Genomic DNA, 22,244 nt, shown 5'->3' on the forward strand with positions numbered 1-22,244 from the left:
CTGCCATTCCGGCCAGATATACTGCTTCCCGGCCTTGATCATTTGGAAATTTGAGTATTGTTTTTTTCATATCTTCCCATTTTTCCTGATCGGGCCTTCTTTTGTCACCTCACTTTCTCAATTGGTAAAACACGAGATTCTTCATTCTCAATTCTTCATTCTTATGACGGCTTCATATCTTAAACTCTTTCGCACCGGAGAACTCCATGACCGGGCTGACCAGCTTGAGGCAATGCTCGAAAGCTGCAACATCTGTCCGCGCGACTGTTTTATTAACCGCCTTGAAGACCAGATCGCAAAATGTTTTTCTGGTCGCTTGCCGGTTGTCTCGACCTACACACCGCACTTTGGTGAAGAACCAGTCCTGATTGGCACACGTGGTGCCGGCAATATTTTTCTGGGTAACTGTAACCTCCGGTGCGTCTATTGCCAGAACTTCCAAATCAGCCAGAACCCGAAAATCGAACGCAAAAACGAAGTCACCCACGAAGAAATGGCGGCCATGATGCTCAAGTTGCAGGCTCATGGCTGCCACAACATCAATTTTGTGTCGCCAACACACTTTGTCCCGCAAATTGTCCGCGCGCTGGTGATTGCGGTTGAACAGGGATTGCACCTGCCGATTGTCTATAACACCAATGCCTATGACTCGGTGGAAGTGCTGCGCTTGCTCGATGGAATTGTGGATGTGTATTTGCCCGATTTGAAATACAGCGACGAAGAGATGGGCCAGGAATTTTCCAAAGTTGAGGGCTATGTCACCCATGCCCGGGCAGCGATTGCGGAAATGCACCGTCAGGTTGGAACTGATCTTCAGTTTGGGGAAGATAACCTGCTCAAACGCGGGTTGATTATTCGGTTGCTCGTTTTACCAAACAATATCGGCGGAATTTGTGAATCGTTGCAGTGGATTCACGACACGCTTTCACCTGATGTTGCGCTCTCGGTTATGGCGCAGTATTACCCGACCAACAAAGTTCCACGGGATGATTCAATTGGCGAACGATATATGCTCCTCAATCGGCGGGTTGGATTTGGCGAGTACGCGCGGGTGCTTGATACAATGGAACGGCTCGGGATGCGCGAAGGCTGGCAACAGGAAATTGAAAGCGCTTCAACCTATTACCGCCCGGATTTCAGTAACCCGGAATTGCCGTTTGAGGATATTCGCGACTTTGTAAAACCAGTTATTCGTCAGTAGTCCACTCAGTTTATTTCCTTGAGTGGCTTGATTCTCTGAACCCTGAATCCTGAAACCCAAATCCTAAATTCTTGCTGTTCGCTCAAATTTTGAATGGTTTTTGAAAAATGAGGGTGATTGATCCCCAACGGGGATACCTGCATCAGCCGTGGGTCAGCGTCAGCGCCACCCACGGCTGTTTGGAGGGATCCTGTGCCGGGATGCAGGTCAAGTTGAAGGTTCAGAAGCATCCCAAATTTGAGCGAACGGTAAGTAAATTGTCTCATTGGTGTTCAGTTTTTCGACGCGGCACAGTGGTCGTAGCCTGATTGATCCGATTTCCACCTTGAGATATAGATTTTGGTGAATCAGCGGCTTCTTTCGATTTTTCTCCTGAACCGACAAATACCCAATAAGCGGAAATTCCCAGTGCCGCCAGGATTCCAAGCACCGCAAACAAATGACCAGTCAGAATCTTGAGTGGATACCCAAGCATCAGGATATAACTGCGAATGTAGCGGTACTCAATTGGCAAAATGATAAAAGCCAACCCTAGCAAAACACAAAACACAATCAGGCGAACATAAAAAGGCATATTGGGTACCAGCGAAAAAACTGTCTTTGTCAGAACACATCTACCCGGTCGTTTTTTTCCTCAGCGGGCGGGGTTCTGGTTGATTGACAATCGGCAGCAGGTCAGTGGTGGGTTCAATGACATTGATCAGTGCCTCAGCATTTGGTTCCATTAAGCGTGGATTCGTATTTCTGGCAGGAAGCGGCTCAGGTGATTTTTGGAGCTCAGGTGAGCGTTCTTCGCTTTCTTGGGCCTGGGCAAACAGAACCACGGATAGAAGTCCACAGGCAATCATGAAAAGAAACCCGAGCATTCCCAATCCGGCCAGGATCTTCCCCTGCTCGAACATCATTTTGTAAACAATCCCATACAAAATAAGTCCAATGATTCCACAGCCAAATACACTCAAGGCCAGCATGCCCCATCGCTCAAGTTTTTCCTTCCGGGCCCGCATATTTTCTCTCAGGTCAGGTTCAAGTTGATCATTCACCAACTGTTCAATTTGATCCAAACCGAGGCCACAGGACCGGCAAAACTTTTGATTTGGCGAAGACTCTTTTCCACAACCAGGGCAAAACATACGACACCTCCGCTGGTAAAAGAAGATTGGCAGAGTAGCTCATACATTGACCGAACCGCCGCCAGTCTTCACTTTGATCCTCGTGACCACTGGAAGCCAAACTGGTAATGCTGGTCAGCCTGCGAGGCACGCTGGAAGTACCGCTCTTCCTTAATGATTTCGAGCCCGTTTGGTGTACGCTGAATCAAACAGGCAGCACACAGAATTTGATTTGGCTCCGGATTATTGAGCCACATAAAAATTTCATTTCCGTGCTGGTCGCGGATCGTCACTCGACCATTGACGGATCGAAAATCATCCGCACCTTCATACAGAAGCCCAAAAATCATCACTCGATTGATTAAATCCGGGCGGTAAATGTAGAGATTCTCCCCGTCAGCCGCGGCCCCTGAGCGGTCATCTTTATCCAGGAAAATAAATGGTGGCTCATTGCGCGCCCCAAAGTATCCTCCGAGCGGCTGAATCACCCCTTTATCTCCATTGATCAGTTCAAACATACACCCAAGATCCAAATCCGGTGCCGCCGCCGCTTTTCCAAATCCGAAAAATCCCTTGCTGGCATTGGGGTTATCCCAGTTGAGATTGATATGGATTGGTCGCCCACCGACTTCTTTCTTTAAACTCACGGCTTTGCGGTCGCCTTTTTTCTCCAACGTGACTTTGGTTGGACCAGCCGGAGGTGGCGGAGGTGGTGGCGCCATGGGTGGAATTCCCATCATTGGCGGTGGTGGTTGTGGTGGGTAAGCCGGCGGCATCGGCGGGGCTGGATAGGCCGGTGGTGGCGGTGGATAGGCTGGTGGTGGTGGGTAGGCTGGTGGCGGATACGCTGGCGGTGGTGCTGGATACGGCGACATCACCGGCGGTGGTGGATAGGACGGAGGCCCTGCCGGTGGAGCTAACGGTTGCGTCACGGGGGCTGGTGGCGGCGGATACGAAGGCGGTGAAGAAAGTGGCGTGGTTGCCGCAGGTGATTGAAATGGGGCGGTCGGGGCTGGCGGAGTATACGGCGGTGGACTGATCGGCGGAGGTGGCGCTTGAATCGGAGGCGGTGGTGGTGGTGGTGAGGGGTGCGGCGTTTCGCTGCCTCCAAAATGTTTGAGCAACGCGCTCAGCCCACCGCTAAACCCCTGGCCGACTGTCCCAAACCGCCAGACGTCCTTGAAATAAATTTCAGCAACAATGATGGCCTTCTCGGTACCGAAATCTGACCCGGCAAACCGAAACATCACAATGGGCTGGCCCTGCACAACAATCTGAAACTGGCCTTGTGACAACTCAGCCATTGTTCCATCGCCGTCAAGCGTAGCGGTAAACACAAGTTTTCGAATGGTTTGGGGGAGTCGCGAGACATCCACGGTAAACCGTTCGCGATTGCTGCCAGTGTTTCCAACCAGGATGAGCGCGCCTTCCGGTGACTGTTTCTGGTTATAGAAAATGAAATATCGGTCGTCTGAAAGCTGATTGCTGGCATCCACGCCAAAACAACTGATGTCAACAACCCTCGAACCGGGAAAGGTCAACTGGATTTCAACATCAATGGTCTGAGCAGGTGTCAGGTCCGACAATTTTGATTTCTGCCCACGGATAAACTCTTTCATATTCACCGCCCTTTTTTGAAAGATTCTATCGGTTTTGATACCAGTTTTTAGTCAGTAGTCAGTAGTTCACTAAATTCGTCTGATTAAACCACTTGACTCTTTTCTAATACCAGGTGTTTATTGCAATGTGGTGTTAGTTCCTGGCTCTTGGTTCCTGGAAAATATTGACTGTCAATCGCCATTGTAACTCAGCAAATCGCAGATTCAACCGGTGAAAATTCAACGCCTTCAAAGACATCTGCCAGTGCAAAGCGGCCTTCGATGGAAGCCAGCTCGAAACTGTTTTCAAGACCGGAAATGATGTACGTCTGCCAGTTTCCATCATCTGTGCGGGCAAAGAGCGTGATGGTTGGTGACTCCTGAGCAATCACCACATATTCCCGCAAACTGGGAATTTCCTGATATGCCCTCCCTTTGACGTTTAAATCACGATCAACCGAGTCTGGCGAGAGAACTTCCACTAAAATTGTTGGATTGACCAGGGTATCAAAACCACTGACTTTTTCGCCCTGGATGTCTCCGCAGACAACGCTGGCATCCGCGTAACGATAGGGAGGTAGCGCTGGTACTTTGATTGGTTGATCAGCAGTGAACGGGCGGCATCGTTTTCCACGAAGATGCTCACGAAGAAGTCCGAATATATTTCCAGAAATTGTGCTATGGGCAAAACTTCCACCACTCATGCAGATAATTTCGCCGTCCCAGTACTCATAGCGGCTCATGCCGACCCGTTCAATCGCAAAATATTCTTCAAGTGTGTAGAGTGTGATTCGGGGAATTCTGGCTGATGACATAGGGGGTTTTACTCCTTGTGGGCCTCGTCAGAGGGCTTCTCGGTGGCGACAACCTGCTCCTTATGGATTTGGCGGTAGCGTTTTTGAGCAGCGATGGCTTGTTCCTGGTGTTCCTGGTAGTAGTGCCGGTGATAGGCGGCGATTTCTTCCTTGTGCGTCTCGCGGTAGCGTTTTTGGGCAGCGGCGATTTCTTCCTTGTGCGTCTCGCGGTAGCGTTTTCGGTAGGCGAGGCGAGCTTCCCGATGTGCCTCGTAGGATCGTTTGTTGTGGGCGGCTTCAGCTTCTTTATGGGTCGCGGCATAGCGCCGGCGTGTTTCCTGGTGCTGGTCACGATTGGTCGCGCGCCAATCGCGTGCCAGTTCTGCCGCTTGCTGCCGAGCACAGTCCCGACACCGAAAATCAAAGCCGTCAAGGCTCGTCGGCTCACGCGTGAACTCCGACACCGGCTTCGCCTCACGGCAGTGAGTGCAGACTTTATAGTCACAGACCGGACACCGGCGGGGTTGAAAATTGGGCGGATTGGGTTTCTTCGGGACGCCTCTCGGTATCCGACGGCGGGCGAGATATTCCCGTTGTCGGTCAGCGCGACAGGTCTTGCATTCCACCTGGAGGCCGTCGATGGCGCGCTTGTCCGGGTAAAAGTCGGCGGGTGGTTTGGCCTGCTCGCATTGGGTGCAAACTTTGATCTGGCAATTGGGACAAATTCGGTGGCACCGTTTTCTGGTCGTGACGCTCATTGGTGAAAACCTCTTCAAGTCATTGGATTCAAAGGAATGGGTCACCCGGATGAGCCATCATTCCGGCTGCCGGTTTCCTCAATTGCCGGCGGTCGAGTGCGGGCTTCGGTTCGCTGGCGTTGGCGGCGCTCGGCTATCGCGTCCTTGTGGGTCGCATAGTAGGTCTGGTTGTAGAGCCGCCGGCGGTCACGGTCAGCCTCGGAGCCCTGCCGGGCGCGGGCCTGGATTTCTTCCTTGTGGGCTACGTAATACTGCTTTTCGCGCGCCGTAACTTCGGCGCGGTTGATCTCACGGTGGTGCTTGCGGCGGGCCAGGATCGTCTCACGATGGGTTTCGTAATACTCCCGCTGCCGGGCGGCAATCTCCACCTGGTGCGATTCGCGATAGAGCTGGCTCGCCGCCCGGCAGCGGTCGCGGTTCGCCGCGCGGTAGCGGCGACGGCGGTCGCGGTTCGCTTCCCGGTTCGTCGCCGCGTGGGTTTGGGCATACCGCCGCGCCGCTGCCCGCCAACGGTCGCGGTCAGCCTCGGAGGCCTGCCGGGCGCGGGCCAGGATTTCTTCCTTGTGGGCCGCGTAATACTGCTTTTCGCGCGCTGTGACTTCGGCGTGGTTGGCCTCGCGGTGGTGCTTGCGGCGGGCCAGGATCGCCTCGCGGTGGGTTTCGTAATACTGCCGGTTGCGAGCAGCGGCCCGCACTTTGCGGAGCTCGTCGTCGCGCCGAACCGACGCACACTGTGGACAGTCGTCACGTCCGCAATCGGGACACATTTCGGAAACCTGGGTTCGGGTGGGACTGCTCATAATCGCTCTCCTGGGGCGGGAATATCGCGCCGGGGCCGTCGGCCTCGCGCCCGCCAATCATACCCAATACGGGCGGGTGACGACCAGAATTCGGCGGCCTGATTGGTCTCACGGCGGGAGACCAATCGCAAGATGTTATGTTCACCTGGCATGAATTTAACTGTCATTGTCCGCCAAACAGCCATCAAGCTTCAAGGACCAGCCGACGCAGGAGTTCCACGGGTGGTTCGCCGTGGGCCAGGACTTGATTGTGGAAGTCGCCAAGTGAAAAGTCACTTCCCTGCTGACGGCGAAACTCTTCGAGCAACGATTGAAACTGCCATTTCCCCCAACTGTAAACCAAAACAAACGGGTCACGCATATAGCGATGGGCTTCCATTCGAGCCAGTACCGGTTCCTGCCAGACTTCCTTTTGTAAAAAGGCTTCAGCTTCGGCCACGGTCATGCCTTCGGTGTGCATCCGCGTGGCCGCAATCACCCGGCCAATCCGTAACAAGGCATCAAATTCCTGGAAAAGAAACAACTGCGGGTCATCATCCCAAAACCCCTGCTCCGCCATCATTTGCTCGCAGTAATGGGCCCAGCCTTCGACAAACGTCATACTGCTAAAGGATTTGCGAACGGCTGACGGAGTCAATGCCCAGTGCAATCCCTGGACGAAATGTCCCGGATAGGCTTCGTGGACAATCGTGGTCTGGCGCATCATACGGCTATGGGCGCGTAACATTTCAGCTTGCTCATTTGAACAGGCTTTTGGATCCGGAAGCGTCACAAAAAAGAAACTCGGTAATTCAGCTTTTTCAAAGGGACCGGTGCGCTCAATGGCGGCAATGGTGATGTCACGCAAAAACGGTGGCATTTCCTCCATCCGCAGTTCACCCGGCGGCACATCAACCAGCTTTTGATCCAGAATGAACTGTCGAGCCGCGCCGAGTTCGTGGGCATAGGCTGGGAGCACATCGTGAACCGTCGGCTGGTCACGTTCAGAGAGGTGTTTGACGCATTCCCACACCGTTTCGCAAGAGCCGATTCGAGCCACCAGCTCGTGCATTCGCGCCTGGGTCTGGTGAAGTTTTTCAGTGGCAACCGCTACAATTTCCTCAACCGGTGTGGTGATGTGTTCTTCGGCCCGCAGTTTGGCGGCAAAGACATCATGCCCCAGCGCAAAACTGCCTGAGCTTCGAGGCCGAACGCTGGTTTCAAGCCAGGTAAGCATGTCCCGATAGATGTCCACCACCTGATCGTTGGCATCATACCCCTGACGCCGCAACTGTGAATCCGAGACATTGTCCAGAACTCGGGTTACATCGTGCTCAAAAAACCACAGGCCACCGTCAAATTCGGTTAATGCGGCTTCAACAAACGAATGTGGAATACCGACCAGAGGCTGCAAACCTGATGTGTGAAGCGGCAAGGCTGGCGGGTCACTCAGTTCAGCTTCAAGATGCTGCCGGCCAAGATTCAGGAGTACCGGAATCTGGCGCAACCGGGCAATAAAGGCGTGGGCACGTTCATCAAGCGGGGCATAGGGACGGGTGATCAATCCGTGAATCGAGCGCGTCGCCAGATCATTATAAAAACATGGGTCACGCCGCCAGACCCGCAACACGTCCAGGTCAAGTTGTCGGGCAAAGATTTTGTTGGACAAAATGGTGTGATCCACCTGGCGCCCAGTGTCCAGCGATTCAATCGAAATCGCGGCCAGATCCTGACGCGCTGATTCCAACCAGGCACGCTGAACCTCAATCGCGCTGGCTGACAGGTCATCCAGTTCAGTATTGAAGTCATGATGTCCGAGCAGTGTGGCATTGACCGGATGAAACCGGTTGTATTCATTCAGAAAACGGCTGACAAACTGGTCAAAAACATTCATTGGGGTTCTGGTTCTTGGTTCTTAGTTTTTGGTGCTTGGTGCTTGGTTCTTGGAAAGATATGGTTCCTAAGGAATGGACACAAAATAACTTGGTCAACTGAAACAAACTCTATCGGAAGTCAAAAACTCACCACAGAGGACACAGAGGAACACAGAGGAACACAGAGGGTTCGGTTGATTGATTTTCCTCTGTGTTCCTCTGTGTCCTCTGTGGTGAAAAAATGATGAAGTTATTTAATTTTCATTCCTAAGCACCACGCACCAGTCACTTTAGAATTTTTCAGCGACTGATTTTGCCTGCAGGAACAGCAACAAATAATCACGGCCACCAGCTTTCGAATCGGTGCCAGACATATTGAAGCCGCCAAACGGATGCACATCAACCAGCGCGCCGGTGCATTTGCGGTTCAGGTACAGGTTGCCGACGTGGAAATCCACCCGGGCACGTTCCAACCGTTCACGACGTTGCGAATAAAGCGCCCCAGTCAGACCAAATTCGGTGTTGTTGGCAATGTCGAGCGCATTGTCAAAATCTTTGGCTTTGATCAGTGCGAGCACCGGGCCAAAGATCTCTTCCTGTGAAATGCGTGCCTGAGGGTCAACATCCGCGATCACGGTCGGCTGGATGAAATACCCGTTGCCGGCTTCTTCGAGTTTGCCACCACCAGCCACCACGCGGCCCTCGCCTTTTCCAATTTCGATGTATTCAAGAATTGAAGTGTAGGCGCTCTTGCTCGCCACCGGACCAGTGAAGTTGCGTGGATCCGTGGTCGGACCAACCGTCAATTTCTGGGTGCGTTCCACGACGCGCTCAAGCACAGCGTCATAGACGTCTTCAACAATCACCGCCCGTGAACAGGCTGAACACTTCTGACCAGAAAACCCAAACGCCGCCGCCACAATCCCTTCGGCAGCAGCATCGAGGTCGGCGGTTTCATCCACGACAATCGTGTCTTTTCCGCCCATTTCGGCCACGACGCGCTTGATCCAGAGCTGACCCGGAGAGCGTTTTGCGGCCAGTGCGTTAATCCGCAAGCCAATTTCCATGGAACCGGTAAAAGCAATAAAGCGCGTTTTTGGATGCTCCACCAGAAAATCACCAACGGCACCACCACTACACGGCAGGAAATTCAAAACACCAGCCGGGAGCGAAACCTGTTCGAGCAATTCCACAAATTTTGCGGCAATCACCGGTGTGTCACTGGATGGTTTGAGCACCACAGTGTTTCCAGCCGCAATCGCCGCCGTGGTCATCCCAGCCATAATCGCCAGCGGGAAGTTCCACGGTGGAATCACCACGCCAACCCCAAGCGGAATATAAAATGCCTGGTTGACTTCATTGGGCAACGGCGAAGTCGTCACCCCAATCGGCTCGCCATAGCGCACGGCTTCGCGGGCATAAAACTCCATAAAATCAATGGCTTCAGCCACATCGCCATCAGCTTCGGCCCAGCTTTTGCCGATTTCATACACCAGCCAGGAAGACCAGAGCATTTTTTCGCGACGCATTTTGGCTGCCGCCGCCAGCAGGTATCGCGCCCGGTCCGCCGCCGGCACCCGCCGCCAGCTTTGAAAAGCGGTCGTGGCTGATTCAATCGCTTTGTCGGCCAGTTCACGCGTGGCCCGGTGGACGCTGCCGATTAGTTCATCTGTTTTGGCCGGGTTGATTGACTTGAGCAGATCGCCGGTGGTGTAGCGTTCACCACCAATGATCAATGGATATTCACGACCCAACTGGCCAGCAACGCTATCGAGCGCGCGTTGCATTTCGTTGGCATGAATTTCTTTCGAAAAATCGGTAAACGGTTCGTTCCGAAAGGATGCAATGGTAAAGGTCATACACAGGTCTCCGAAGGGTTTGAAAACAACTCCATCAATGAAAAAAGGAAAGTATGCGTCAGCGTCTGAATGACGCCGTGCTCGATGAAGAAAAGTGGCTTTGTTTAATATCGTGCTTCGATTTTTTTTGCCAGTCTTTTGCGCCGCCAGCCAAAGTTGCACGACTTTTTGACTGGGCAAGACGTCTCAGGTGCAGACTCTTTCCTGGTTCGTTTCTGAAAACACTTTTTCAATCAGACTCATTGAATTGGGTTTTCAGAAGGATTATGACCATGCTCCACCACCTGCCCCCCCTTGCCTGCGAATATCACATGACCATCACGGATGAAGGCATCTTGTGCATCAGTCCAACTGCCAGACGCGAGTTTTTGGACTGGCGGGAAATTACTGATATTTCGACTCAAACCATTGAAAAAGGATATTCAAAATGCTGCGCGCTGTTTGTCAAAGCCAGAGGTACGTTGTTTGTCTCGGTCTTCTGTTGTTTCTGAGTGGACGGATGCTGATTTCGGTGAAATCAACTCGTGCGCAGACCGTTCAGCTTTCGGTGGTCAATGGCAGCGGCAACCCAGTGGTGACACCTGGGCAAACCGTCCATATCTGGGCAAATGTCCACCTGCCTGGACAGGTGTTTGAGCGGTGGGAGGGAAACTCCGAACTGCTGGCCGACCCGCTGGCAGCCCATACGACACTGGTGATGCCGGCCAGAAGTGTTGAGCTAATCGCCCGCTTCAAACCAGCGGCTGAGTGGACACCAACCGAAGAGCGGATTAACGACAGCCGGGTGTTTTCTTATTTTCCCCAACCCCATCGTGGCGTCATCACCTTCTATCATGGAACTGGCGGGAATGCCTCCAGTTGGACCGATGGTCGTGGTGCCCCGGAAAATCTGCTCTTTTGTCGCGATGCTGTGGCGGCTGGGTTTGCAATTGTGGCGACTGAAAGCCAGAACCGGGTGGATAAACAATGGAGCAACCGTGGGACCAACAATGGCGACGTCGAAAACGTCCAGACCATTTTAGAAACGTTCAAAGCACGTGGTGAAATGCGCCCTGAGGCTCCGGTATTTGCCGTTGGAATGTCAAACGGCGGAGGATTTTCACCGCTCGTCTCTGCCCTGCTTGGATTTCGGGCCACAGCTATTTTTTGTGCCGCCGGGTACGACTCTGTGATTGAGCAAACTCAGGTTCCGACCATCTGGTGTCTGGCTGAAAATGACGAGGTGGTCAAAAACACCGACGCAGTTACCAATTTTAGAGCCCTGAGCGGCAGAAATATTTCAGCAGAGCTCTACACCAATGCACCGTCTCCGGTTTTTCCGCTCCGCTTTGCCCGGATCGAAGGCATGGGCGAAGCCGATTCAACCGAGTTTTATAACCGGCTCAAAAACAACGGGTTTCTCGATGACCAGGGTTTCCTGAAAGAATCGCCGGCAACCTCAAACTGGGAGCGGCTTTTGGGTGAATTCACTCCGTTTCGCAATGGCATCGAAGACGAACTGAGTGTGTGCCGTGCCAATCACAAATTCTTCAGCGATGTAAATCATAAAGCCCTGCTGTTTTTCCAGCGAGCCACCACCGGTGACACAGAAAGCCCGGTTGTGTCAGAGGCTCGCACCTCAAAAGGGAAAGTCATCCGCAAAAAAGATGCCACCGTGACCATTACCTGGCGTTCAACTGACAATGTTGGGGTTGAATCTCAGGATCTGGCCTTCGCTGGGGACGGGGCAACCTTTACCACGCCTGTGGCTTCTGGATTGACAGGAAGCACACAATCGTTTTCCTGGTCAATCCCCACCAATCTGGCAAAAACCAAGACAGGCCGGTTGAGAGTTCTCGCTCGGGACACAGCGGGTAACAGCGGTGAAGCCACCACTGACGGGGTATTGATCATTCGATGACCCAGGTGCCAATCGTTTTCCTTCGTTGTGCTCTGTGAGATTTCAGCCATCTCACAGAGCTTTTTTGTATTCAGGCCCGCGCTCAATATCCGTCAGAAATGGTTCAAAATCACAGAGCTTTCACCCTATCGGCAAGCCATGCTAGAGTGCGGGGTTCTCTTCCAACCTTGAATTTCTTCATTTTCTTATAACTGATTGGGTTGAATAACCCTGAAATTTGAAAGCTAAAAACGGCCCTGCCGTTGACATAGAGGAGTTTTTTGCAATGCGTTTGACCAAATTTTTGATGACCGGAATGATGTTGATGGTCCTACTTGTCGGAGGCTTTTCGCCAGTACTGGCCGCCGCCGCCTTTCAAACCAGCGGCCCCAACCTGACAGTGGTTGAATCAATGAAGACCAAACTGTCACTTACCCCCGACCAGGCCACCAAAATCAAAGACATTCTGACCAAAAGCTATGAGCAATCTGAAAAAGACCGGGCTTCGGCGGCTGGAAATAAAGAAGCGTTCAAAAAGCTGAACAAAACCCGGAAAAAACAAACCAAAGAACAAATCAAAGCAGTTCTGACCCAGGATCAAATCGCGAAGTTTGATCAGGTCAAGTCTGATTTGAAATCTGCCTTGAAACCGAAAAAAGCGTGAGAGCCGGGACTGAAAACGTCGGGCTGAAGACTTCGGGCTCAGGGCTTGGGGCCATAAGCGCCAGGATAAGGAAATGTGAGCCTGTTTGAGACAAGGAGCTGGGGAGACACGGAGACAAGGAGATCCTCCGACCGACGTTGGGAGCGGGAGAATATTTTTTCTCCTTGTCCGCTTGTCCCCTTGCCCAGATCGGGTTCTGTTTCCTTATCCTGGCGCTTATGGGGCTTAGGGCTCAGGGCTGAAGAATTGGTTTTATTTCATCCCTCATCCTTCATCCCTCATCCCTTCAATCGCCCCAAGCCCCAAAACCAGGACTGAAGACATCGGGTCGGAGGTTGATCAACCTCCGGCCCGTTTCGTTTTCAGACCGAAATTCTGGTACGAAGAACGTTTCACCTGAAAACATAACCCTTTTTCAATCAGCAGGATGTGTTTTCCCTGTTGAGTTTTTGGCTCATCTTGGGTAAGAAAGAACCGTACGTTTCAATTTGCAGGTCAAAAATGCAAAGCGTTTCTTGCCGGAAACTGACACAATTGAGCCGGAGAAATGCATCTCATTGATCCATAAGATCTTCGTCTGATTCTTCATTCTCAACTGATTTTTCACCACAACGCCAAGGAGGGTCAGTCAGTATGTCTGAATTGCATAGTCCAAGCTTGCGTGAACTGGAGCACTTTTTACGCATTTCGGTGGAAGCCAACTACTGGTTGACCTTTGCGGATGTCAATCCGGTGGCAGTCACGGAAGAAATCCAGGAACAACTGATGGACCGACGGTTTGAATGGCTGGACGGAGCAATTTACGTCCCCAATCTCCTGACCGTGTTTGTGGTTGAACCAACCCCGGAAAAACTTGAAGAACTTGAAGTCCTGTTCAACTCAATGGTGTTTACCAAGTATCTCTATGAACACATCACCGAGTCAGGCTTTAAGTTGTTTGATTTCATGCGCATCGAGATTAAGGTCGCGCCAACGGACCAGCAGCAGTTTGCCGGTCCATGTTACCTCTACTTTGACTGGCCAAACGCCAATGACTCAACCGAGCAAGTGACGGTCAAATATGACCTCCAGGAACGCAAGATTTTAGAATTGTGCGAACCAAAGCCAGATATTCCCCGCCTGGCTCGCCTGACAGCGCTCAACGCCGAAGTCTATCGGAACCAATACACCATCACCCGCCCATCGGTTTCGATAGGACGTCTGCGCAATGTGATTGATAAACACACGGGTCAGGTATTGCGTCGCAACGACTTTGTGTTTGCCCGCCAGCAGGTGCCTGATTCACCAAACGCCAGCGTTTCACGTCAGCATGGGCGGATTTCTTTTGAAGACGGAGAGTTTTTCTTTTACGACACCGGCAGCGTCAATGGCAGTGCCATCGAGCGGGCAGGAATGACCATCCCAGTTGCCACGTCAACCAACTTCCTGCAGCGGGTTCAACTCCATGACCATGACATCATCACGCTAGGCGCGGCTCGAATTTTGTTTGAAGTGATTCACACACCCGAAGAGGTTGGCGGATTACAAACCAGCGGCGAGACGACTCAGGAAAGAAGTGATTCCCTCTATGACCTGGAAGGGCTGGAAACCTTGCGCGTTTTTCCAAAAGACCTCCGTTAAAACATTCAGGCGGCCCGTCACTGGGCCGCCTGAATAATTCTCTCTGAACCCGATTATTTCAATTATTTAACTGGCTGAACCGCCTGCCGAACGACTCGAATGCGGTTGTTGACCTGATCGCTGATCACCAAATTTCCCAGTGAATCAACGGCGATATCGGCTGGCCCAAAGAGTTGTGCGGCAGTTGCCGCCCCCCCGTCACCAGCACTCCCAACCTCTCCATTTCCAACCAGAGTGGTTATCAGTTGCGTGGCAGTAGTGACCAGCCGAACGCGGTTGTTCCCATAATCGGCAATCAAGATGTTATTGGCACCATCAACCGCCAGGGAAATTGGAAAAGTCAAACTGGAAATAATCGCCGGGCGATCATCCCCGTTAAATCCAACTTCCCCATTCCCCGCAACCGTCGAAATCCGGCCTGATCGGTCAACCACCCGGATCCGATTATTTCCCGCATCCGCAATGTAGAGCTTTCCAGTTCGGTCAAAAGCCACATCAAATGGGGTCGAGAGACTGGCAAGTATGGCAGGTCCGCCATCCCCGCTAAATCCTTTGATAGCCGATTGGCCAACCACGGTTTCAACAACACCACTTGACATGACAATTCTCCGAACCCGGTGCGTTCCAGCTTCAGCAAAGTACAGATTGCCATCTGGCCCAAAAGTGGCGCCCATTGGATAGACTAATCGGGAATCAGTCGCTTTTTGCCCGTCAAGCAAACTTCCATTTGGATTTCCGGCAAACGTTGAAATAGTTTGAGTTGCAGCATCAACCCGCCGAATGGTACCATCAGCATTATCAATAATATAGCTATTTCCCTGGACATCGGTCACGAGCCGAGCCGGCGATACCAGGGCGGCACCACGAGCTGGTTCGCCATCACCCGAAGCTGGTTTATCGAAATCAAAGACACCGGCAAAAATTGACAGGCTTTGGGATGAGATATCCAGGCGGCGAACCCGTCCAATATACGGTTCGCAAATATAGAGACCGCCCTGCCCATCAAGATGCAATCCTTCAGGGTAATACAACCGCGAAACAGCCCCTGGTAATCCGTCAGGCAGGAAATCAAGGGCACCAGTTCCAACATAGGTACTGATCGTTAGTGTTTCACCATCCACCCGCCGAATGCGGTTATTGAAAGCATCGGAAATATAAAGATTTCCAGCCCCATCCAGCGTGATATGAGTTGGGCCACTCAACAGCGCATCGGTTGAAGGACCACCATCACCCGAAATGCCAAACTGCCCTTCCCGACCCGCCACCACAAAATGCAACCCGGAACTGATTTCAAATACCCGCACACAGGAACTGAAAGTATCAGCAATCAGCAAATATCCGCCGCCGGCATATTCAATGCCGTGCGGGGAGCGCAAGGTTGGCCCAAATCCCTGACCAGCCAGCGTCGTGATGACACCTGCTGGGTCAACTTGTCGGATACAATTATTGCCTTCGTCAGCAATAAATAGATTGCCGGATTCGTCAACGGCCACATCGGTTGGAGAATGAAGTAACGCCTGTTCCGCCGGGCCACCATCTCCTGAATATCCTTTATTTCCGATTCCAGCTATCGTGGTGATGATCCCCTCTGGTGAAACACGCCGGATGCGCTGATTTTCAGGATCGGCAATATAGAGGTTCCCAGCTTCGTCCAGGGCCAAACCGGCTGGTCGGCCCAGTTTGGCTTCAGTGGCCGGACCGCCGTCACCGCCAAATCCTTCCTGTCCACCGGCATACGTCGAGATTTTTCCAGTCACGACGTCAATGCGGCGAATGCGGAAATTATCCGAATCGCTGACAAAGAAATTGCCGTCAAAATCAGTGATGATATCTTCGGGAGTACCGAGACTGGCTTGCAGAGCAGACCCACCATCTCCAGTCGCCCCCAGCGTGCCGCGCCCGGCAATGGTGGTAATCAAATTGGTTTGAAAGTCCACCTGACGAATGCGGTTGTTGTAACTATCCACCAGGAGTAAGTTTCCTTCACTATCAACCGACAAACCAGCCGGGCCAGCCAGTGTACATTTGACGGCTTCACCACCATCGCCAACATAGGTGGTGCCACCCACAAACGTGGTGATTTCGCCGGGACCAATTTCATCAAAAGAGGGAGGCTTTAAGAAAAATGGAAATTGGCGGCTTCCGCCGCGGCCCTGCACGGTTAAGGTCCGCAGACCGCTTTCCGTCAACGGCGGCGTCACGAATGTAAATTGGGTCGAGCCTTCAATATTGAGGGTTTCAACTTCCACACCATCCAAAAAGACCTGCATGTCGGGTGTAAAGTTCACCCCTGCCACGGTCACTTCAACGCCACCTCCAACCGGTGCGGATTGGGGTGAAATGCTTGAGATACTTGGCACACCAACGGTCACGCGGACCAACTGGGATTGACCGTTTACCTGTGAGTTGACCACCACGGCATTGGCGCGGGTACCGCCAGCGAAATTGCCTTCGACACTGGCAACCGTCACGCCGCTGACGCTGCCCAACATTCGTGAATCAGCCAGCGGAAATTGCCCTAAAGCCCGCCCGGCACGAGTTGGAAGAACCTGAACACCCTGACTGTTGGTGACATAGATGGTTCCAATTTTATCAACACTGACGGCTCGTGGCTGGTCAAGCACCAGTGGGGTATCCACTTGTGCCTGAAATGTTCTCTGGAAATCTGAAACTGAAGCCGTCAATGTGGCTGATGAACGATGTTGCCACTGGTTATACACCGGTTTCCGGGATCCGGTGAGCGCCCCAAGGGTTAGGACCTGTCCTTCGGGTGTTACCAGTCGAATCCGGTTGTTGGCCGTATCAGCCACCACGATGTTGCGGTTTGAAGTATCGAGCGACAGTCCTTGAGGCTGGTTAAAGCGGGCATTGCCTTTTGATCCGTCAGCCAGCCCTGAAACACCCGGTGAACCCGCCACCGTTCGGACTTCCTTGCGCCGCATATCAATCACACGAATGACATGGTTTAAGCCATCAGCAACATACACATTGCCGTCACCCGACATCACCACACCACGCGGTGAATTAAACAACGCCTGATCCAACGGGCCATCCCGATATCCGGCCTGTCCGGCAACACCCGCCAGAGTCACGACGCGACCATTGCGACTACTGATGGAACGAACCACCTGGTTGGCCGTGTCGGCAATAAAGACATCTCCGTCCTGATTATCAATCCCGATCCCAAGCGGGCCGTTATACCGTGCCTGAGCCAGCGGGCCATCTGAGCGGCCAGGGGCATTCACTTCGCCAGTGTAGACTTCCAGGGGTTTTCCAAATTCGCCGCGCCGAACCACATGCTGGGCCAGATCGGTTTGATATACCCGATTCGCCAGATCGGTTCGGACTTCACCGGGACCGCCTGAACTGGCCGGATTCCCGGATTCAACTTTCACCACCGCCACGGAAATAATGGTTTGGATCGTTCCGCTTTTAGCCGTGACAGCCGCAAATCCTCGCTTGACGGCTTGAACCGCTCCACCAGCATCAATGGCCACCTGCGAAGTGTTGTCGGAACTCCACGTTACGGGTGCATCGGCAATGACATTGCCGGATGCGTCCTGCACTTCGGCTTTCAGTTGCAATGTTTCATTTTCATTGAGGACCGGATTGGCCGGAATCACCGTGATACTGGCTGGCGTTCCCGGATCCCCTCCACCAACCACCTGAATCTCCAGCAAAGCCTCATTTCGCAAAGCTGAAACCACCACCTGGGTTGTACCAACGGTCACACCTGATACCGCCCCCGTGGCACTCACCGTGGCCACGGTTGGGTCAGTACTCCGCCAGGTGTAATTCACTCCGGTCAGTTCGCCGCCGGCAGCATCACGAGCCGTGGCGGTAAATTGCAACGTGGTGCCAACCGGTACCTGGGCACTGGCAGCGGCGATGGTGAGGGTGACTTTGGGAGTTTGTGAAACTTGATTGTCGAAGATAACCGGGGCTGACCGCTGATTACTTTGGTTGCGAACGGTCACAATGTAGGAACCCGGCACCAGCGTTCCGCCTTGTTTGGATTTCAGCTTTTTTCCAGAAGCCGCCGCTTTGGTGTCATCAAGCCTGGAACCATCAACTTCAATGGTCGCAGCCGTCAGGTTCTGGCCTTTCACCAAAAGCGTGGTGTTCTTAATCGAGACAGTTGAAATCTGGGGAGTTGCCTGTGCAAAGGAGTGAGGATAAAACGAAGTAAACCAGAAGCAAAAACTAACGAGGAAAAAAAGTGCGAGGGAACCAGGTCGTTTGGCGTGTGGAAGAAATACCTTCATAGAAACTCCTCACAGACTTTAAGGAATGGTGCGGTGCTTTGTGAAGGCAAATGCCAAAGATCCGAGAAGGACTACCCAGCAGTCAGAACGAACTCAATCCCACCGAAAACACTTCCAATCTTTTTCAGACTGCTGGGTCTCCTTCAAGACGCCGAGAGAATACACAAGATTTTTCCGGACGTAAGCATCTTTGGATATCCGGCACCACTGTCGGACAAGCGGTTTCAATATCAATCCGAAAGGCACGCGCTGAATCCCAAAGAAGTTCAGTTTTGGACCTTCCAAAATATAAGGCAACACCTGTTCCAGTCTTTTTCGAACCAAACACCCGGCTTTCTCAATCAATCCAGGTTAATTTTCATCAAAATCGAGTCACTCGGGTGCACAACTGAAACAAAATGTGCCATACCAAAGCGGTGTCAAGCCACCGCACTCCAAAAAGATTATAGCTTTCCCTCAGCATAGCGTTGCCGAAGAACTTTTTTGTCAAATTTACCCACACTGGTCTTCGGAATTTCAGGCACCAGTCGGATTTCTTCCGGCAGCCAAAACTTCGCAAACTGACCCGCCAGGTGATCAATCAATTCATCATGGGTTGGGATTTGCCCAGGCTGAGGCACCACAACCGCCAGTGGGCGTTCAGTCCATTTTTCATTGGGAATGGCAATCACAGCGGCTTCAAAAACCTTTGGATGCGACATCAGGGCATTTTCAAGCGCCACGCTGGAGATCCATTCACCACCACTCTTGATCAGGTCCTTGCTGCGATCAGTGAGTTGCATTGAGCCTTGAGGATTGATGCGGGCAACGTCGCCGGTGATAAACCAGCCATCTTCGGTAAATTGTGCGTCTCCGCTTGGATCACGAAAATACGAAGAAACCACCCACGGCCCGCGAACCTGCAAATCACCAACCGCTTTATCATCCCAGGGAAGTTCTTTCCCGTCTTCGCCAACAATTCGTAGTTCGATTCCAGGAACGGGTGCTCCCTGACGGAGTTTGCGTTCATAGCGTTCTTCCCGGGCTAGATGAGGCTGGTCATTGAGCAACCCTGAATTGGTGCCCATTGGGGATAATTCCGTCATCCCCCAGGCGTGCATCACCGGAACATTAAAGTCTTCTTCAAACCCCTGGATCAGACCCAATGGCGCCGCCGCACCGCCAATTAACAACACCCGAAGACTGCTGATGTCGTACCGGTGAACTTTTAAATGCTGGTGCAATCCAATCCAGAGCGTCGGCACGCCGGCGGCCACCGTGACTTTTTCATCTTGAATCAGTTCCGCCAGATCGGCTGGTTTGAGATGTGGTCCAGGCAACACCAGCCTGGCCCCAAGCATGGCGCAGGTATAGGGCAAACCCCAGGCATTGGCATGAAACATGGGGACAACTGCCAGCACGGAATCGCGGTTGCAAATTCCGATACCATCCCCAAGTGCGGCGACAACCGAATGCAAAAACTGTGATCGGTGGCTATAGAGCGCACCCTTTGGATTACCAGTCGTTCCTGACGTGTAGCACAACCCGGCAGCCGAGCGTTCGTCCAGGTCCGGCCAGTGGAACTCGTCACGTTCCTGAGCCAGCAAATCTTCATAATGCAGGATTGGCGAAAGCGATGTTTGAACATCCGGCGGAGCGCCGATCAATACATACTGGCGAACAGTTTTGATCTGGTCAGCCGCCCGTTCCAGCAATGGCAACAGGCAATGATCAACAAAAATGGTTTTGTTTTCGGCGTGGTTAATCACATAGGCCAGTTGATCGGGTGAAAGTCGGATATTGAGCGTATGCACCACGCCGCCGCTACAAGGCACGGCAAAATATAGTTCCAGGTGTTGATAATTGTTCCAGGCAAAGGTCCCGACCCGCTCACCTGGCTCCATCCCGAGACGCTTGAGGGCGTTGGCCAGTTGACCCGCCCGACGAAAGCAGTCGCCATAGGTATAGCGATGCATGGCAACCGACGGGAGGCGGGTGACAATTTCACGATCCGGGAAAAGCTTCTGTGCACGTTTCAAAAGTGAAGTGATGGTCAACGGATAATCCATCATCTGTCCGAGCATAATTCGATGGCTCCTTGTGCAGTCAAAATATGGCTTTAAAACGCAATGGAATCGCTCACCCCAGGTGCATCAAAGCGGCATTGTCATCAGAGTGAGTAAAAATATTTGGGTAAGGCAGGGAAAAACGGTTTAGACGTGTGTTGTTGTAAGCTGCTATCATCGCTGCAACCCTGGTTTTAATCAATGTCATCGTACCGCCACTTATCTCATTCTCTCCAAGGGACACAGCCTATGAACTCTCAATCTACCACATTCAAGCGCCGTATTGTCTCCGTTTTGCTGATTTTACTGTGTATGACAACCCTCACTCCGGCTGTACCAGCCGCGTTTGTTGAAGATAACCCCTATAACAAATTTCGCAACCGCGAGCGAGGGAAAGGGGCCATGAGCCAGGATGATGAATTAAAATTTGCCGCCGCCGCTCATGATGAAATCGCCAAGACAAATCGGTTTGTCACCGATCAGGCTCTGGTTGGGTACCTCAACGATCTTGGCAAACGCATTGCCACCAAATCAGAGCGTCCGGATTTACCCTATCAGTTCTACCTGATCGACAATGATCAGATCAATGCCTTTACTCCAGGTGGTGGAAGGATTTACGTCTATACTGGCCTTTTGAAAAGTACCACGTCCGAAGGTCAGCTTGCCTCCGTGTTGGCCCACGAAATTGGCCATAATGTTGGCTATCACGTCAGCGACCAGATCAAACGCGCCCAAACGCTGGGAATTCTGGCCGGGATTGCCGGTGCCATCCTTGGAAATGGGGCGCTCGGGAATGTCACCCAACTAGCCACCCAGTTGCTGGCCGGCGGATACCTGTTTAAACGCTCACGCGATGCTGAACGGGAAGCTGACTATCTTGGGCTCTACGATTTGAAGGACACCGGCTATAACACCGATGAAATGAACAATATGTTCCGATTGCTGGCTTCGCTGGGCAAACAACCTGGTGCTCTGGAAAAGGCATTTGCCTCGCACCCACCAGCCGCCGAACGACTGGCCAATACCGAGCGGGAGATCAAAGAAAATCTGCCTGGAACCAACCAACGAGGTATTCGCTCAACGGCTGCCTACGACACCATGAAACGACGGCTGACCGGCAGCGCCAGCAACACGGCTGATAGCGGTGGGTCTTCAAGCGGAAGCAATCCTGCCGATACGGCGGCTGTCCGACGAGATGCCGAGCAGTTACTGTCCAGAATGCGTGAATCTGGAGCACGGGTGCTGCAGGCTGTCCGTGGTGATGTGACCGGCGATGGCGGTAATGATCTGGTTGTTGTGTATGACCGCCGTGGGGCAACCAAAGCTGTGGTCGAAATCGGGAGCCGAACCTATCCACTGACCATCTCAGCTCGTGAGACCTCGCTTCCATTGCGCGATATCATTCGACTCCGTGTCCGTCCCGGTACCGAAGCCGAACGGCCTCGCGTGGTCATTGTCAGCACTGGACGCAACCGGGCCCGAGTTCGTGATTACTGGAGTTGGGATGGTCGGGCGTTTAAATACCTTGGCTCTGAAGAAAAAGACGAAGATTAGAATGGGGCTCAGGGCTGAAAATCAGGCACCAGGTCCAGTGGGTTTCATCCTTTTCGTCCGTGATATGTGTTTTCCCGGAACGCGGAACCCAGTCACACAAAACCTGGCTTGTGACCAAGCCAGGTTTTGTATTTTTTACGGTGGCTGGAACTTGAGAAATTGCTTTCTGGGTTCAAAAAGCAGTATCGTTTTTGGTACTTGTTCACTTTTGGTTCTTTCCAGAATCTCAACAACCTCTCTTT

17 protein-coding genes are annotated in these 22,244 nt (G+C 52.5%); 6 read left to right on the forward strand and 11 right to left on the reverse strand.

Annotation, left to right across the window (positions count from 1 at the left end):
* Positions 1-163: 163 nt before the first annotated feature.
* Entirely contained in the window at positions 164-1,201 is a 1,038-nt protein-coding gene (locus HY774_05300) for a radical SAM protein (protein MBI4747881.1), read from the forward strand.
* A 262-nt stretch (positions 1,202-1,463) separates the two neighbouring features.
* Here the strand turns inward: HY774_05300 and HY774_05305 are convergent, their stop codons facing one another.
* From HY774_05305 to pruA, 9 genes are all read right to left on the reverse strand, one after another.
* The gene (locus tag HY774_05305; protein MBI4747882.1) at positions 1,464-1,775 is read right to left on the reverse strand and encodes a hypothetical protein; all 312 of its coding nucleotides are present in this window, start codon (positions 1,773-1,775) and stop codon (positions 1,464-1,466) included.
* A 40-nt stretch (positions 1,776-1,815) separates the two neighbouring features.
* Positions 1,816-2,334: a hypothetical protein gene (locus tag HY774_05310; protein ID MBI4747883.1), complete on the reverse strand. Its 519-nt coding sequence runs from the start codon at positions 2,332-2,334 to the stop codon at positions 1,816-1,818.
* 68 nt (positions 2,335-2,402) lie between these two features.
* A complete protein-coding gene (locus HY774_05315) occupies positions 2,403-3,932 on the reverse strand; it encodes a TerD family protein (protein MBI4747884.1) in 1,530 nt (509 codons plus the stop codon).
* 188 nt (positions 3,933-4,120) lie between these two features.
* Entirely contained in the window at positions 4,121-4,726 is a 606-nt protein-coding gene (locus HY774_05320) for a Uma2 family endonuclease (GenBank protein ID MBI4747885.1), read from the reverse strand.
* Between the two features lie 8 nt (positions 4,727-4,734).
* Positions 4,735-5,481: a hypothetical protein gene (locus HY774_05325; protein MBI4747886.1), complete on the reverse strand. Its 747-nt coding sequence runs from the start codon at positions 5,479-5,481 to the stop codon at positions 4,735-4,737.
* A gap of 23 nt (positions 5,482-5,504) precedes the next feature.
* Positions 5,505-6,263 carry a hypothetical protein gene (locus HY774_05330; protein MBI4747887.1) on the reverse strand — a complete coding sequence of 253 codons (759 nt, stop codon included), beginning with the start codon at positions 6,261-6,263 and terminating at the stop codon, positions 5,505-5,507.
* Complete coding sequence (locus tag HY774_05335; GenBank protein ID MBI4747888.1) at positions 6,260-6,415, reverse strand: hypothetical protein; 156 nt, start codon at positions 6,413-6,415, stop codon at positions 6,260-6,262. Before HY774_05335 ends, HY774_05330 begins: the two co-directional genes overlap by 4 nt.
* Positions 6,416-6,447: 32 nt before the next feature.
* Positions 6,448-8,136: a DUF885 domain-containing protein gene (locus HY774_05340; GenBank protein MBI4747889.1), complete on the reverse strand. Its 1,689-nt coding sequence runs from the start codon at positions 8,134-8,136 to the stop codon at positions 6,448-6,450.
* Between the two features lie 270 nt (positions 8,137-8,406).
* Entirely contained in the window at positions 8,407-9,975 is a 1,569-nt protein-coding gene (gene pruA, locus HY774_05345; GenBank protein ID MBI4747890.1) for an L-glutamate gamma-semialdehyde dehydrogenase, read from the reverse strand.
* 266 nt (positions 9,976-10,241) lie between these two features.
* Between pruA and HY774_05350 the strand changes: the two genes are divergently transcribed.
* The 4 genes from HY774_05350 (at position 10,242) to HY774_05365 (ending at position 14,138) form a co-directional block, all read left to right on the forward strand.
* The gene (locus HY774_05350) at positions 10,242-10,466 is read left to right on the forward strand and encodes a hypothetical protein (protein ID MBI4747891.1); all 225 of its coding nucleotides are present in this window, start codon (positions 10,242-10,244) and stop codon (positions 10,464-10,466) included.
* 8 nt (positions 10,467-10,474) lie between these two features.
* Complete coding sequence (locus HY774_05355; GenBank protein ID MBI4747892.1) at positions 10,475-11,875, forward strand: hypothetical protein; 1,401 nt, start codon at positions 10,475-10,477, stop codon at positions 11,873-11,875.
* A 265-nt stretch (positions 11,876-12,140) separates the two neighbouring features.
* Complete coding sequence (locus HY774_05360; GenBank protein MBI4747893.1) at positions 12,141-12,518, forward strand: hypothetical protein; 378 nt, start codon at positions 12,141-12,143, stop codon at positions 12,516-12,518.
* A gap of 633 nt (positions 12,519-13,151) precedes the next feature.
* Complete coding sequence (locus HY774_05365; protein MBI4747894.1) at positions 13,152-14,138, forward strand: DUF3662 domain-containing protein; 987 nt, start codon at positions 13,152-13,154, stop codon at positions 14,136-14,138.
* A gap of 62 nt (positions 14,139-14,200) precedes the next feature.
* Here HY774_05365 and HY774_05370 read toward each other — a convergent pair whose 3' ends face one another.
* Together HY774_05370 and HY774_05375 are read right to left on the reverse strand one after the other, a co-directional pair.
* Positions 14,201-18,403: an Ig-like domain-containing protein gene (locus tag HY774_05370; GenBank protein ID MBI4747895.1), complete on the reverse strand. Its 4,203-nt coding sequence runs from the start codon at positions 18,401-18,403 to the stop codon at positions 14,201-14,203.
* A gap of 443 nt (positions 18,404-18,846) precedes the next feature.
* Positions 18,847-20,466, reverse strand: coding sequence for a long-chain fatty acid--CoA ligase (locus HY774_05375; GenBank protein MBI4747896.1), 1,620 nt, complete (start codon positions 20,464-20,466; stop codon positions 18,847-18,849).
* Between the two features lie 231 nt (positions 20,467-20,697).
* On the opposite strand from HY774_05375, the gene HY774_05380 reads away from it, so the two are divergent.
* Positions 20,698-22,002, forward strand: a complete 1,305-nt coding sequence (locus HY774_05380; GenBank protein ID MBI4747897.1) for a M48 family metalloprotease — start codon at positions 20,698-20,700, stop codon at positions 22,000-22,002.
* The last annotated feature ends 242 nt before the right edge of the window (positions 22,003-22,244 follow it).

The organism is Acidobacteriota bacterium (assembly GCA_016208495.1).
Lineage (GTDB): Bacteria > Acidobacteriota > Blastocatellia > Chloracidobacteriales > Chloracidobacteriaceae > JACQXX01.